Here is a 15,736-nt window from a genome sequence, read left to right on the forward strand (position 1 = left end):
GCTTAGAACCCCGCTCGTTCCATGAGACTGCCAATCACTTTCTCTGCGGCAAAGTACTCTGAGGCAATTTCGCGGGCTGCCCGACAATTGCCTTCGTAGTCGCTTTCGATCGCGTCTACTGCCGCGAGAATATCTTCCATAGTGTTGAATGCAAATAATCCCTTCCCTGTAGGCAAGAACTTGCTAAATCCTGTTTCTTGTGTTATTACAGGACGACCTGCCGCTAAATAGCAGACAGAGCGATCGCTGAACCAGCCAGTGCGAGGACGAACATACTGATCCTTTGTCACAGTGAACTCGCCTAGAGAGGCACAAATATAGTTACGATAGGCGATCGGATCGGATAATGCCCTAGCACAAACAATCCGCCAACCGTGATTAATCATTTCAGCTTGCTCTTGAACATTAATACCTTCAAGAGCAAGCTCAAGCGGTAGCAAAGATTTTGTTGGAAGGTCTATGAAACGCCGGAATTCTCGGTCTTTGCGCCAGTAATACTTCTCTCCCTGCCAAAGGATATCATTGTCCCAATGCTCCCAGTTTGAGATAGTTGTCAGAGCTGAGTCCAAAATTGGTGGACTATCGGTAAACCACCAATCGAGGCAAACTGGCGGTCGCGTAGGATGCCACTGGTATCGATCGACGGGTACAAGACAGTCGGGCGCTTCAAGATTCTCGCCATAGGTGAATAAGTAATTGTAAGCATCAAGTTGCTCAATCTTTTGAGCGTCATTCTCAGCTACTTTAATCTGATCGACCATCGGATCGGTTTGTAAATATATAAGACAGGCTATATCGTCGTGCTCACTACGTAGGGGATGGTATCCACATAGATTGATGACTGCATCCGCTTCCTTGTATAATTTTGCCAATCCCATTAAGTCACGTGCTCCCAGGGTTGCATCTCGCACTCCTGGAGGACGGAAAATCCAACGATCGCCCAAACCGATACTATCCATGTATTGGGCAAGATAGCGCACATTTGCTGAATATTCTGATGTATGCCAGCAGAAGGTAATGGGATCTAATAGTTCGCTATCAGTATCCTCGACGTACCAGACATCGAAACCTAATCGCCGCAAGCCTGCTAGATAGTGGAGCACTTGCCAAGTCATGCCTCCAAATGGGAAGGATGCTAGCATTCCCCAGACGACGACTATTCCCCGATTAGCAGGCGGATAGTCAAAAGAAAGGATCATTGGGTTCACTCCATCGATCGTTGAAATTTAAGAGCATAGTTAAGGATGCCATTCAAAGTTTGTTTAGCTTCAAAATATGTTTCAGCAATTTCCCTTGCTGCTCGACAGTGCTTTTCATAATTGGTATTTATTGTTGCTAAAGCATCAGCTGCTTCACTAAGCGTCGAGAACCGGAACATCCCCTCGCCATCGGGTAGAAAGGAACTCGATCCAGTATGTTGAACAACAACAGGTTTCCCGCTTGCTAAATAGCAGAGGGTGCGATCGCTAATCCAGGCATTTTGAAACTTCATGCATGAAGGTTTAGCGCAACTAAACTCTCCTCGCGACATTTGGATGTAAGATTGATACCTATCTGGACTGCTAGCCATTTTGTAGGCATGACCCACCCGCCAACCATAGCTCTCCAGCACTTCTCGATCCTCTGCGTCTCCTTTATAATCAGTAACATCAGACGGTACGGTATTGTTAGCTTGCCAGCTTTGCTCTTTTCTGCTTTGGTCATCTTCCACGTCTCCCTCACCCAGGCACAGCGCCAGCTCAAGCACTTGGTCGGTTAAGCGCGGTAGTTCCACAAATTGCATGAAGGAAACTCGCTTGTTGTTCTCGTAGCAGATATCCTGCCCGTCCGTAATCCATTCCCCTTTGCCACCATTGCCCCACCAACCGGAGACAGTCGTAAATGCTTCGCTGTTGGGATTGTAAACGTATGGCCACAATTCAAGACATACTGGTGGTCGAATTCGCATCCAAGTCAAACCACAATCCGAAAACTTAGCGCTAGGTGTGCCGACAGTTTCACCAGTACTAAAGTAATAATCGTGTGGGGGTACGACGAGCTGTCCAACTGTTATCCAAAATTGTAATAAACCTGGATCGATATCTATTAAAGCAGTCCGTCGAAAACATGAAAGCAAAGCTGGATGAATACCATAGTAAAAATTTAGTAAAAGGTCTGCTTGCCGAAAGATTGCCTGTGCCTTTGATGACCAAACTCCGACGTATTCATACTCGCTGCCACGATCCGATATCGCCTTCTGGTCTGAATAAAGGATGACCTTTCCACTCAGTCCATAGCGTTCCATACGTTGATAAAACGTAGAAAGCATAAGTTTATCCTGCTCTCGATCGCCGCTGCTGTGGAAGCGCTCTAGCCAATACACCTCACATCCCAACTGGCGCAGCCCCTGCACATATTGCATATAAACCCAGAAATGACCCCCTCCTTCTGGAAAGGTCACGACGTTTGATGGGGAGATGACAACGACAGACATAATACTTCCCTCCCAACTAAGCTGATAGGTTTGCTAGAAAATTGGCGAGTTCTCGAAAGCCTATAAGTTGGATCTGGAGTTCTGTGAGCTTGCTTCTGATGATTGGGCTGCAAAGCGTTTGTAATTCCGTTTCTCGCTCGATCGCATAGGTTGATGAAAACTCTGGATCGACGTAACCTGGATGGCAGCTCAATTCAGTAAACCCTTCCTGAACTTCGGTTTCTAGCATTTGGACTAAATTTTCCACACTAATCTGCTCCAGGTGCGTCTCTCCATCCCATTGCCCATAAAAGCTGGGGAAATAACGAACCGGAGAGTGTTCTCTTAGTGGCAATCGATATTGCTGCGCCAAATTAAGGAAGTGGGGCAGTAATTGAGGAGAGCGATGGATGTTATGATGCGAGTCAAGATGAGTCGGTAGACGCCCTGTTAGCTCTTGAAAGCGTTCCAATTGGCGATTTAGTTCGGCACGGCATCGATCCAAAGTCGTGAGATCGAGTGCTAATTCTCCATCCTCGGTTGTGATATTTATATGCAAACCAACGCTCAGTTCGGGTAGTTTACGGCTTAAGATAGCTGCTTCCTCACTCGCTGGCATATTCACCATTAAGCTCGTGCTAGTTAGGACTCCCTTACAGTGGGCTTCAACAATGCCACTGTTAATTCCTTGACTAGCACCAAAATCATCTCCATTAACAATGCAATACTTCATGGATCAAACTCTTTAAACAGAAATCTTGCTAGTTTTCTAACCACCTGTTTGCGAATTCACGATCGCAGATCGCATGGTTGAGTTGAGCCGAAGTGTAATTTATACAGCTTCTTGTAATAACCATTTACCGCTAGCAACTCCTCGTGAGTTCCCATCTCTACTACTTTCCCCCGCTCCAAAACTACGATTCGGTCAGCTCGTTGAATTGTTGAGAGGCGATGGGCAATGATAAACGTAGTCCGTCCTGCCATCAGTCGCTCTAATGCCTCCAGCAGCAGAAACTCCGTTTGAGCATCTAGGGCAGAGGTGGGTTCATCCAGAATTAGCACTGGAGCATCCTTGAGCAGGGCGCGGGCGATCGCTAACCGTTGTTTCTCGCCTCCTGAAAGTGTCGCTCCGCGTTCACCAATTACCGTGTCATAACCTTGAGGTAATCGTTGAATAAAGCTGTCAGCATTGGCAACTTGAGCGGCTTTGACGATCGCTTCCCGGCTAGCATTAAAGCAGCCATAGGCAATGTTCTCAGCAATAGTTATCGGCAGTAAAAACGGCTCTTGCAGTACCAGGGCAATCTGCTCGCGCAAGTTTTTGACTGGCACGCTTTGGACATCCACCCCATCAAAGAGGACTCGTCCCTGCCAAGGATCAAAAAACCGGAGAATCAGGGAGACTAGGGTAGTTTTGCCAGCACCCGTTGCGCCTACGAGTGCGATCGTTTCTCCCGGTCGCGCTTCTAGGGTAATTTCTTGAAGGACGGGATAGTTCGGTTCGTAACCAAAGGTGACTTTCTCTAAACATACGTGTCCGCTTCCTCCGACTGGACGAACTGGCAATGGTCTAACATTAGGAGCATCCTGCACCCCATCTTGAGCATCTAAAACCTCTAGCACTCTCCTAGCGCTAGCAGCTGCCGCCGCAAAACTCGACGACATATAAGCTAGAGTTGCCATCGGCACGTACAAGGAGGCGAGATAAGAGAGGAAGACCAGTAAAGAACCAATTGAGAGCGATCCATCCAAAACCTGGAAGCCACCATAAGCCATGATTGCTGCTGTTCCAACTGCGGTTACGCCACCCACCCCAACTTTGAATTGCATTTGGGCAAGGATAGAGCGTACATAAGCTTGCAGGGCTTTTTGAGACAGGTAGCGAAAGCGCTGATCTTCGTATGCTTCACGTCCGAATGCTTGAATAATCGGTATTGCTGTCAAGGTTTGCTCGCTGAGTGCGACGATCTCACCTTCAAACTGTTGATACTGATAGGTTCGTTCAGTCATGGGCTGGTTAAAGACCCAAATTAGTAAGACTATTAAAGGAGCGATCGTCAGCGAGAGCAGTGAAAGCAGTTGATTAATCTGCCACATCACGCCGAACATTGCGACCAAATTCACCAGAGAAGTAAGCACGGGCAGAAAAACCCCCATTGCCAGATTCTGAATACAGATGCTGTCAGTCATTACCCGCCTGACCAGATCGCCAGCACGTTGTTGGTTGTGGAATCTCAAAGAAAGATGCTGTAAGCGATCGAATAGTGCTGCTCCCAAGTCATAAACCATCTGGCTGCCAACACCAGCTCCAACATATTCCTGTATCAGCCGAACTCCCTCACTGGATAAAAATAAAACGATTGTGGCAGCTGCTAACCAACCGAGCAACTGCATATCGGATTCACTACCAGGCAAGGTTTTGAGCCAAACAACGTTATTTGGTAGCGATTGATTGTTCAAGACGCAATCAACGATCAACTTCAAAGGCCAGGGTTTGAGTACATTTAGCCCGACATTAATCAGCATTAGCAGCATGACAAAGGTGAGTTTGCGCCAACGAACCAGGGCGTAACGCGCCAGTCGCAGCCACCACAGTTTCATAGAACGGCCTCCTGCGGCGGTTTGGAAAACTGCAAGGAGTGCAAACGCTGGTAGAAACCACCGATAGCCAGCAACTCTTGATGCGTTCCCATTTCCACAACCTTTCCCTGCTCCAGAACTACAATCCGATCTGCTCGTTGAATCGTGGAAAGTCGATGGGCAATGATAAATGTAGTCCGGCCTTCGATCAGGCGATCTAAAGCTTCTAGGAGTAAATTCTCAGTCTGGGCATCCAGGGCAGAAGTGGGTTCATCGAGAATCAGTACTGGCGCATCCTTGAGCAGGGCGCGGGCGATCGCTATTCGCTGTCTCTGTCCCCCAGAGAGGAGCGCTCCTCTTTCACCGATCGGGGTATCATACCCTTGGGGCAACTGTTGGATGAAGTCGTCTGCCTTAGCCGCTTTGGCTGCTGCGACAATCTTCTCTAGGCTTGCTTCTGGACATCCGTAGGCAATGTTCTGTGCCACCGAGAGCGGCAGTAAAAACGGCTCTTGCAGCACCAGGGCAATTCGCTCGCGCAAGCTTTTGAGTTGCACATCTCGGACATCCACCCCATCAAAGAGGACTCGTCCCTGCCAGGGGTCAAAAAAGCGGGGAATCAGAGAAACCAGCGTACTCTTACCAGCACCTGTCGCGCCTACCAGTGCGATCGTTTCTCCCGATCGCGCTTCTAGGGTAATTTCTTTGAGGACGGGATAGTTCGGTTCGTAACCGAAGCTAACTTTCTCTAAACATACGTGTCCGCGTCCTTCTGTTGGACGAGCTGGCAATGGTCTAGCACCAGGGGCATCCTGCACTCCATCTTCAGCATCCAAAACCTCTAACACTCTATCTATATTGGCATCTACAGACTTCAGGCTGCCGTAGATGCCAAATAGACCCTTAAATGCTCCTTGTATAGATTGTAGGTATGCTAAAAAGACAAGCAAGCTACCGATACTCATAGCCCCCAATAACACCTGCTGTCCGCCCACATACAGAACGATCGCAGTCCCAATCGTTGTCACAGTACCATTGGCCACACCGTAAACACTCTTGAGCAGAGTTTCGCGTTGTGAGAGAACAACTGCGTCTGCCGCTAAATGCTCAAACTGCTGGGTATTGTAACTCTCTCTACCAAATGCCTGAATCATCGGGATTGCTGTTACCGTTTGGTGGACAAAACTGGTGAGGCGGGACTGGGCTTCCCGGTTAAGTTTTGTCCGGCGCTTGAGTCGGGAACCAAAAACAAGGGCTGAACAGCCCATTATTGGGGCTACGAAAAGCGAAAGCAGCGTTAGTAAAGGACTTAGATTCCAGGCGACGAGGCTAATAGTTGCTAGCGTCAGCAGGTATTGCACAGGTGAAATCAGCAAAGCACCGCTTAAGGTATAAACGCAATAGGTATCTCCGGCTAGACGGCTGAGGGAATCACCCACAGTCCGTTGGCTATGGAACAGCAGTGAAAGGCGTTGCAAACGATAGAACAGTCTTTGGGCAAGTTCGTAGACCATACCTTGCCCAGCAGCGCTCCAGGCCCAGCTAAGGCTAGTTTCCAAGGTAGCGTTTAAAGCATAAAGTCCAAGGCTACAAACAGCGGCGACAACAACCAGCAACGCTGGTGTGAGCGCCAAGTTAAAAGTCCCCAGGAATGAGCGAACCGGCGGGGGGATGACTGCCTGGCCGAAAGCATAATCCACCAAGATTTTCATTGGCCAAGGTTGAAGTGTGGCGGTGGCACAAGTGCCAGCCGTGAGACCGAGGATTGCGATTAAGGTACGCCACTGGCGCAGCGGATATCGGAGCATCTGCCCGTATCGATGCATTATTAATTCGATCTCTTGCCTCACTTGCAGATTTACCTCTCGTCTGGTCATTTGCTTACTGGAGTACCAAGACGTTTGTCATGGCTGTAATATTACACTTTCTGCGACAGACTGGTTGTTGGTGGTTTGTATTGGCAGCAAGTAAACTCTTTTGGCAACAATCTCCAGTACTTGGTAAAGAATACGTCCCAACTGGAAGTTCTGATATAAGATGACAATGGTGTTTAATATACTTAGTGCAATTGTAAGTTTTGCTACTTCTGGCATTTCCAGAACGATCGCCACAATTGCCAAGAGACAATAGCCAACCATCGCCATCATGGCTAACTGTGACATTCTCAAGGCACACCGCACTCTCAAAACTCTTTTGTTACCTCCATGATTTTCAGCACATACTTTCAGCTGAATTTTTGACCAAATCCCCTGGTAAATCTCTAAATCCCAGTCGCTCCAGCCTCGATCCATCGCAATGAAATACTTGCAAGGCAAGAGTAAATCCATCACTTTTTGCAGCAGATTCTCCTTCTCTATTCCTGCATCTGTCCAATAGGACAACTCATAGGCGCGATCGCGCCAAGAAATATTTACTTTGTGCGCTGGCGAATCAAATTGAATTAAATCTGCTTGAGTTAGTGTTTGAGTCATTTTTTTTAATGCTTCTATTTTTATTTACAGTTCATCAAACTTTATCGGCTCGGCTTTCTTAAGTTCTTTGATTCGCCATTTATAGCGCTCTATACTACGTACAATTGGCCCCAGGTAAATCAGTAGCGCCACCAGCAACCGTGCCCTTCTTTTGAGAAAACGAGAGTCAATCCGCGCTTGTATAGCACCAGCTACACACCAGGTAAAAGAGATGAGGAACATTGCTGCACCCAACCAGGGGCGATCGCCAGATAAAAGCGCAGAGACAAATAGGATAAAAGCTGCGACATTCCACTCCAGTGTCAGTGGCAGGTAAGAAATCAGAGACGAGGAAGGCTCGTACAAGGTTTGAAACAGACCGCGACCAAACACCCCAGAGTAGATAATTGGTTGACCAATACGAAGAAATGCCGATAAATCTCCATAGATTCTCCCCAACCAAGAAGGCTGTCCCAGAAGGTTAAAGCGGTAGGGATGCTGAAAATAAACGAGCGCTTCTGCCTTGCCATAACCTTGCTGCTGTTTGAGATAGGCTGCTACTGTATTTCGGCGAAAATGCCATACGATTGCCGTTGGGCTAAAACCAATGGTGTAACCTCGATCTTGCAGTCGCCAGCAGATATCGACATCATCCCCAGCAGTACGAAATATCGGGTTGAAGCCGTTAATTTCTTGTAGAACCTCCCGACGAAAAGCCATGTTACAGCCAGCAATATGTTCGGCTACTTCATCACTCAAAAGTATGTGGGTAGGTACGCCGGGTGAGACAGCAACGCAGGCGGGAACAAGAGAGTCTTCCGGGGGAGATAAGTTGGGCCCGCCTACGGCAGCTACACCAGAGGAGAGATTGGCGACCAGATAGGTGAGCCAGTCTGGATCTGCCATACAATCAGAATCGGTATAGGCGACAATCTCGCCAGTTGCGGCGGTCATACCAACGTTGCGGGCGACGCTTAGTCCTTTATTTTCTTGGCTAATTAGCCGTACATAGTCGTAACGCTGAGTAATTTCTAAAGTGCGATCGCTCGATCCATCATTAACTACAATGACTTCATAGTTGGGATAGTTGAGTTCTTTGAGAGAAGCTAGACAACTATCCATCGTGCGTTCAGCATTGTAAGCGCAGACAATCACTGAGACTTTAGGATACTCAGGTAGCGCTGGCGGTAGAGGCGCTGTGTAATACTGCTGAACTGTCTCAAAGGCAGGCTTTTTGAGCCGTTCGGCGTCAACTAGACCAAAAGCCCAGTCCTGTATGGCATATCCGCCGGTAAACCATTCATCCGTCCAAGAAAATATTATTGTCCCGGCTGCTCCCATCTCAAAACTAGATGACAGCTTTTGAGAGAGAATTTCGGCTTGGGCTTGGGTTCCTTCACGCATTGAGTCAACGCCAAACTCACTCAGCACTAGAGGTTTATCCTCGGCTAGGTTATGGAGTCGCGAGAGGTAGCGGCGAAAATCTGTTTCCCGATGCAAGTAAACGTTGAAGCATGAGAAATCAGTAAAGTCAATATTTAAATACTCTGTAGAGGGGTAATTGGCATAACTCACCAAACCTTCGGGATCGCTGTCTTTTGCTACCGCCATTAACTCTTTAATAAAAGCTCGAACTGGTTTTGCTCCATGCCATCGGACAATATCTGGAGGAATTTCATTGCCCACCAAATAGGCAAAGGTAGCGGGATGATTCCGGCAAACTTTAACTCCTTGAACAATGCAGTTACGGATTTCTGCTTTTAGAGCAGAAGAGTTAAGGAAGGCAATATGCTGAGACCAAGGTATACCAATTAACAGCCTCAGACCAGAGATTGCAGCTAGATCCAACAGCCAATCAGGTGGAACAGTATAGGTACGCACACAGTTAGCCCCCATTTCTGCCATCATGGCGAAATCTTTTTCCACAACTGATTTTTCTGGAAAAGATTCACCGTGGCTACCAATGGAGAAAGGGCCGTAACTAACTCCTTTAAGAAAAAACTTTTTATCCTTAATAAAGAAAAACTTACCTTTTGCTGTGACTACCTCGCCTTGTGCAAGTGGTTCAGCACAGAAGCCAGAAGGTGTTGAAGTCAAGTTTCGCAAATTACCCCCGACAATTCCCTGCAAATTTATTTCCTTGTTACTGAAACGCTACGTCAATTGGCTCAAAAAAAGAAACACACATATACTTAGTTCAATGCATTGGCAGCATATTTTGCGTTAGTACCACCACAATCGCTATTGATTAACAACATTGCAATATTTAATACTGTGCCAGAAGTACGTTTGCGATCGCGTTTACGAAAATGTATGAATTAACGTATACTTTTAGTCCAGTTTTGTATCCAGTTGGTCGATCAAACTAGCAACGTTAGTTGCTGAGTCAGTTCAAAAATGTGTAGTTGAATACATAGATTCAGGCTTCAATTTCAGCCAATGGACGAAATTTTGCTAAAAATTTTATACTACATATACTAACTCGGAAAAGAGTAGTTTAAAACTTGTTACTACTATCCTTCATAAAGCTGCTAGCTGCCGTATTTCATCAATATTTTAGGGGTGGGTAACAATAACGTTGCTAAAAGACTCTCTGGTACGGTGGGAGTTACTTTACAAGCACTATTAAGGCAATCTACCAATAACTGACTGGCAGTGTAGTACTGCTTGAGTATTTCTTTGTGCTCCTCGCTGAACTGCCATTGATGACCAATGTTGCGACACTGAACTATCACCAACCTCAAATTATTAGCCCAAGTTTGACCGTTAGCATTCCACCATTCTTTTAACTTTTCTCTGCCTTGAACTGGGGTTGGTAATTGTTCTTTGAGTTTTTGCAAAGAATGCTGTAACTCAGGGTGACAGACAAGAATTCGGTCATCAGAAAGAGCAAAGTTTAAAGCCAAAACTCGATCTAAAGTCGGCTCGTTAGAGAGGGCAACGCTTAAGTGAAGGGCACACTGAAGAGTTATATCTAAAGCTAAATCAGGGGTAAGATTGCTAGTAAGTCTGAGATCGATGCCAAGAGAAAAAGCCAAGTCATTAGTCAAGCTCAGATCGTCGAGAAGTTCTAGGGTTAGATAAAAGGCACGAATAGCTACTCTTTTATGAGTAGACTGAACTGAAAGAGACTTATGGTTAAGCCAGTTGAAGAAATTTTCTAATTGCCGGTCAAAGGCGACAAGCCGATCGATATGTTGCTTCATTAATTGCAACAGACAAGTGGGATTATCCAACATCCCAACGGTTAGTAAAAAAATTTTGCGCCAACGTGGTTCAGTTAAATGACTAACCAGATCGATTAATTTTTTTTCTAATATTTGGGGGTTAGCCCTAGTAACAATATTTTTAGCTGTTAAATACTCCTGAAAAGCTATATGCGAAAACGAGTAAATTCCCTGCGCCTGCTCTATTAGTAATCCATGTGTTTCAAGCAATTTCAGCACTGCTTCACTGTTGAGTTGCAGCATACCAGGCTCAGTTTGGGCTATGGGTAAGTTACAGAGGTAGTCCGTAATGTATTGCTCGACAATACTTTGTGTGAAAAAGTAATGACCTTGTTTAAACGTACTAGCAGCAATTTGACTCAGCAGTTCAATCTTCTGAGCTAAAGACAAATGAAGATAAATTTCATCTCGTTTAATGTTCCTCACTTTATCCCAGCGATTGAGCAAAATGTCCAATCCTTGTCTGTAAAATTCGACCCTTCTAATTGGAAAGTCCGAGCCAGCTTGAAACACACAACAAGCCAAATTAAGCAAAAGTGGTCTGACAGCTAGTTCTCGAATTTGTTGATTCTCTAATAACTGTAATTTTTGCACGAACTGACAAGCTAAGGCTTTTCCTTTTTCGATGGAATTTTTGCTAACGTTGACAAACCAATTTTGCACAAAGGCCTCAATTTGAGAACAATCAAAATCAGCAATTTCAACATCGCTAAATTCTTCAAACTGATACTGTTGATAACCGATACGACATGTTAGAATCAACTTATTTTGGTAATAAGTTGCAGCAAAACTACGAATTTTAGTGATAATTTTGGCGTTATCATCTTCTGGAATTTCATCTAAGCCATCCAGTAGAATTAATATTTTGCCACTAACTAGTAATGTTTGAATTTCTTGGTCTGAAGCACCGCAGTTGGCAAGCTCTTGACTAATATAGTTCAATAAACTGTAATTTCCGGATTCTCTAGCATCCTCGGCAAAGTTTTTCAAGCGAATAAAAATTGGTATCCGGTCTGATAGTAATTTGCCTTGATTGCATTGCATGGCAATATACTGTAAAAACGTAGTTTTACCAGACCCTGGTTTACCTAGTACCATGAGTTTGGGATAGGTGATAACTGCTTGAATTGCAGAAACTCGTTCTTGATAAAGTTGATTAAAAGTAAAACAGTCGAACTCTTCGGGAATGAAGCTTTGTAGGTCGAGGATATCTACCCATCTTCGACTTGTAATATTATTCAGAATATTGGTGCTGACATAAATTTCTTCTAGTTGAATTGGTCGATCGATATCTAACAATCTGGTAGTGCCACATTGGCATTTAATCTTATCACTTAGACGCGATCGCAACATTTGCACTAAGCTTTCGGTATCTTGGCAGTTTTCCCTTTCCCATTCCTGGTTGTTTTCTGTCAGTAGCTTCTGATTGGGTAGTTCAGCAATATCTTGCCAATCTAAACCGAGTCGAAAGCATATTTCCATAAAGTTCTGACGCTCAATCGGCTTGCCTGTAAAAAATTTCCAGATTGGTTGCCGAGTCTCAAGTCCTATCTCGCTAGCTAAATATTCTTGCGTCCATTCTCTAATTTTAAAAGCCTTTTTTGCTTTCTCAATACCTACAATAGATGCTTTCAACGAACGTCGTGCCATAAACCAGTTTTTTAATCTCCAGTTATTAACTTAAGGAAATATTTAATTAATTAATTATTGATTCATAATTATGTCACTTTCATGTTTAAGTTTTATCAATTTTTTTTGATATATTTAAATAAAAAATTGTAACCAACGTAATCGATGTAGTTGCACTGATATTTATTAATACGATCGGTTTAATTACTGGCTTTTAAAACTAACTAATTTATTTCGGGGCTTTCTTCCCTCTTATGGCTTATATTTTACCTTTCTTTTGAAAAAAATGTTTTTTATGATTCGTGATTTTAAATACGAATTAAAACAATTTAATTGAAAGTAGGAAAAGTAGGAAAGGTAGGAAAAGTAGGATAGATATACAAATTCAAGCAAACTCATCTGATATAACTTATACGTTAAGTCATACATCCTCCTGAACGCGATCGCAAACAGATTTATTGGATTCATCCTTTATTTAGAAAAACCTTGCTATTAGGTATCCCAAAAGATAGTTGCTATTTTCGCCAGTACTGAATGTAAACTTTCAGACTATTTTCAGATTGCGATCGCGTTGATGAAATTCTCAAAGGTTTTACGTCAAAAAGCTACGCCAAGGCCATCTTTAGCAGTGCAATCTGCGAAACTTTATGCCAAAAGAGGGAAGCAAAAAGCCCAAAAACCTCTCTTATCTGCATCTCTGCGATCTCAATGATAAGTTTTTAAGCGGACACGGTATCAACTAGCTACGCCTACGCAGGTATACTTAAAAGTTGTGAATTATACCACAATCTGAACCAAACAGTTGTGTTTGCTACTTCGAGTTGCTTAACCTAACTATGATAGAAGTTGCACTATAGGACTCATATTTGATTTCTGAAAAAACTCACTCAGTACACCTTTATTCCTATCTTCCCAGTCCCCAGTCCCTAGTCCCCGATCCTTACGAGTAATCAGGAATCAAATAGGATTGCTATATTACCAGGAGAAAACATAACCTGGCAAATAAAACCTCTTTTCGTCAATTATCACCGAGAAATACTCAGATTTTAACTTTGGTGGCTTTTTTATAGATAATTATAGTGGGGAATTATCAGCTAAATCCACTACCAATAAAAAGCCATGAAAGAAAAACCTAAACAACAAATCCGTATATGGGCGATGTTGTGTCATCTCTCGGCTTTGCTAGGGTGGATATTATTGGGTTTTTTAGTATTTATTGGCATTCCTTTATATATACCTTTAAATATTTTGCCTCCATTCATCATTTGGCACTTTAAAAAATCTCAATATCCTTGGATTGATTTACAAGGTAAGGAATCCTTAAATTTTCAAATTTCTTTAACTTTTTATACTTTTATTGCGATTGCAATATCCTTAATTTTAGTAGTAACTAGCTTGAGTCTAGCAGTGACTACTAATGGTTCAATTAATCAAATAAAAAATACTTTAGATAATTTATTAATTATACTTATGTTATTAATTTTATTCAAACTGTTACTACAATCCTTTGTAGTGACTTTTGCTGCTGTTAAAGCTTACAATGGCGAGCATTATCGTTACCCCTTTACAATTAGAGTTTTACGATAAGCCTATCTGATAGTATACTAGATTCAAAAGAGCGATCGCTAGATGTTATCAACTCAATATCAACCGCAAAGCAGGAGGAAAATATTGCCAATAAACTTTGATATAACTACATATTAGAGATAAATTATAAGTAAACAATAAGTTGCATAAATATGAGGATAAAAATTAGATGATTGGAGTTGCGATCGTCGGCACTGGATTTGGTCAAAAAGTCCATATACCCGGATTCCAAGCACATTCTCGGACTGAGGTAGTTGCTGTTTATCACCGCGATATAAATAAAGCCAAAGCCATAGCAGAATCTCATAATATTCGTCACGCTTTCGACTCACTTGCAGATATTGTGGCATTACCAGAAGTGCAAGCCGTCAGCATTTCGACACCGCCTTTTTTGCACTATGAAATGGCAAAAACTGTACTGCAAGCTGGCAAACATTTATTATTAGAAAAACCGACAACTTTAAATGCATTTGAAGCGAAAGAACTTTATCAGTTAGCTAAAGCCAAAAGCGTCATTGCAACTGTAGACTTTGAATTTCGCTTTGTACCAGCATGGCAATTGTTTGCAGAATTATTGTCAGAAAACTATGTGGGTGAGTTACGCCTAATTAAAATTGATTGGTTAGGTTCTTCTCGTGCTGATGTTTCACGCCCTTGGAATTGGTATTCTGAGAAAGAGAAAGGAGGCGGTGCATTGGGATCTTTGGGTTCTCACGCCTTCGATTATATTCACTGGTTATTCGGGCCAGTGCGTAGATTAAACGCTCATTTAACTACTGCTATTCCTACACGAGTTGACTTGATTAGCGGGGAATCTAAGGCAGTGAATACAGATGATAACTGTATATTAACGCTGGAATTAGCCAATGGTACACCTTGCCAACTTTCTATCAGTGCGGTTGTTCATGCAGCAAGAACGCATTGGGTAGAAGTATATGGCGATCGCGGTACATTAATTGTAGGCAGTGAAAATCAAAAAGATTATATACATGGTTTTCGTGTTTGGGGTTCCCAGCCAGGTAAATCTCTAACAGAAATAGAAATACCGAATCGGTTAATTTTTCCCAAAAATTATGCTGATGGCCGGATTTCAGCATTTATCCGCGTAATAGACCAATGGGTGCAAGGAATTGACCGCCATCAGGAAATTACACCATCACTACGCGAAGGAATTTATTCTCAGCTGTTGATGGATTTATCTCATGAATCGCATCAAAAAGCAAGTTGGGTAGACGTACCCAGCTTGGAAAGATTTCTGAGTAACTAGAAAACAAATGAGCAAAACTCCCCGCATTCGTATCCCACCGGAAGTAAAAAAATACGTTTTACAACGCGACCAATACCAGTGTCAAAGCTGCGGTAAAACTACTATAGAAACTCACCTCAGCATCGACCATATTATTCCCCTCGTCCGTGGAGGTCAAAATGATATTAGCAATTTACAAACTCTCTGTCTTACCTGCAATCAGCAGAAAACAGATAATATTGACCCCCGCTTCCGGCGATATTTTCAGCTTTAGGCTACAATAGTACGGGCTATTCGTTTCTTATTTCTATGCCTCCAAATCACAATAGCAATTCTCGAAGATTCCCCAATATTAAAACTACAATTCTTTACCTCTTCACTTTCATGACTGTTTTAGTAATAGCCTTTCCCTGGCTATATGAGGTTAAAACTAAAGCTGGGATCAATATATCACGTAGCCGCCACGCAGGAACCTTTTTTGAGAAACATACCTTCGGACTTTTTAGGTGTGAGTGGCTTTATCCCTACCATTGCGATCGCTCTCACGTTAGGTAAAGCAAATTAA

The 15,736-nt window shown here is 43.5% G+C and carries 12 protein-coding genes; 4 read left to right on the forward strand and 8 right to left on the reverse strand.

The window, feature by feature from the left end:
- Positions 1 to 2 precede the first annotated feature (2 nt).
- From RMY64_RS01480 to RMY64_RS01515, 8 genes are all read right to left on the reverse strand, one after another.
- On the reverse strand, positions 3 to 1,199 hold the full coding sequence (locus RMY64_RS01480) for a hypothetical protein (RefSeq protein WP_322699112.1): 1,197 nt from the start codon (positions 1,197 to 1,199) through the stop codon (positions 3 to 5).
- A 5-nt stretch (positions 1,200 to 1,204) separates the two neighbouring features.
- The gene (locus RMY64_RS01485; RefSeq protein WP_322686785.1) at positions 1,205 to 2,473 is read right to left on the reverse strand and encodes a hypothetical protein; all 1,269 of its coding nucleotides are present in this window, start codon (positions 2,471 to 2,473) and stop codon (positions 1,205 to 1,207) included.
- Positions 2,474 to 2,489: 16 nt separating this feature from the next.
- On the reverse strand, positions 2,490 to 3,185 hold the full coding sequence (locus RMY64_RS01490; protein ID WP_322686786.1) for a carbohydrate deacetylase: 696 nt from the start codon (positions 3,183 to 3,185) through the stop codon (positions 2,490 to 2,492).
- 56 nt (positions 3,186 to 3,241) lie between these two features.
- On the reverse strand, positions 3,242 to 5,053 hold the full coding sequence (locus tag RMY64_RS01495) for an ABC transporter ATP-binding protein (protein ID WP_322686787.1): 1,812 nt from the start codon (positions 5,051 to 5,053) through the stop codon (positions 3,242 to 3,244).
- A complete protein-coding gene (locus tag RMY64_RS01500; protein WP_322699113.1) occupies positions 5,050 to 6,909 on the reverse strand; it encodes an ABC transporter ATP-binding protein in 1,860 nt (619 codons plus the stop codon). Before RMY64_RS01500 ends, RMY64_RS01495 begins: the two co-directional genes overlap by 4 nt.
- Positions 6,910 to 6,936: 27 nt before the next feature.
- The gene (locus tag RMY64_RS01505) at positions 6,937 to 7,503 is read right to left on the reverse strand and encodes a hypothetical protein (protein WP_322699114.1); all 567 of its coding nucleotides are present in this window, start codon (positions 7,501 to 7,503) and stop codon (positions 6,937 to 6,939) included.
- Positions 7,504 to 7,527: 24 nt separating this feature from the next.
- On the reverse strand, positions 7,528 to 9,579 hold the full coding sequence (locus tag RMY64_RS01510; protein WP_322699115.1) for a glycosyltransferase: 2,052 nt from the start codon (positions 9,577 to 9,579) through the stop codon (positions 7,528 to 7,530).
- A gap of 434 nt (positions 9,580 to 10,013) precedes the next feature.
- On the reverse strand, positions 10,014 to 12,359 hold the full coding sequence (locus tag RMY64_RS01515; protein ID WP_322672470.1) for an NACHT domain-containing NTPase: 2,346 nt from the start codon (positions 12,357 to 12,359) through the stop codon (positions 10,014 to 10,016).
- A gap of 1,098 nt (positions 12,360 to 13,457) precedes the next feature.
- Between RMY64_RS01515 and RMY64_RS01520 the strand changes: the two genes are divergently transcribed.
- The 4 genes from RMY64_RS01520 (at position 13,458) to RMY64_RS01535 (ending at position 15,726) form a co-directional block, all read left to right on the forward strand.
- The gene (locus tag RMY64_RS01520) at positions 13,458 to 13,925 is read left to right on the forward strand and encodes a DUF4870 domain-containing protein (protein WP_322699116.1); all 468 of its coding nucleotides are present in this window, start codon (positions 13,458 to 13,460) and stop codon (positions 13,923 to 13,925) included.
- Between the two features lie 169 nt (positions 13,926 to 14,094).
- On the forward strand, positions 14,095 to 15,192 hold the full coding sequence (locus RMY64_RS01525) for a Gfo/Idh/MocA family oxidoreductase (protein ID WP_322699117.1): 1,098 nt from the start codon (positions 14,095 to 14,097) through the stop codon (positions 15,190 to 15,192).
- Between the two features lie 7 nt (positions 15,193 to 15,199).
- Entirely contained in the window at positions 15,200 to 15,445 is a 246-nt protein-coding gene (locus RMY64_RS01530; RefSeq protein ID WP_322672473.1) for an HNH endonuclease, read from the forward strand.
- A gap of 35 nt (positions 15,446 to 15,480) precedes the next feature.
- Positions 15,481 to 15,726: a hypothetical protein gene (locus tag RMY64_RS01535; protein WP_322699118.1), complete on the forward strand. Its 246-nt coding sequence runs from the start codon at positions 15,481 to 15,483 to the stop codon at positions 15,724 to 15,726.
- Positions 15,727 to 15,736: the final 10 nt, after the last annotated feature.

Origin of the sequence: Nostoc sp. DedQUE08 (assembly GCF_034530895.1) — a bacterium.
In the GTDB taxonomy this organism is placed as follows: domain Bacteria; phylum Cyanobacteriota; class Cyanobacteriia; order Cyanobacteriales; family Nostocaceae; genus Nostoc.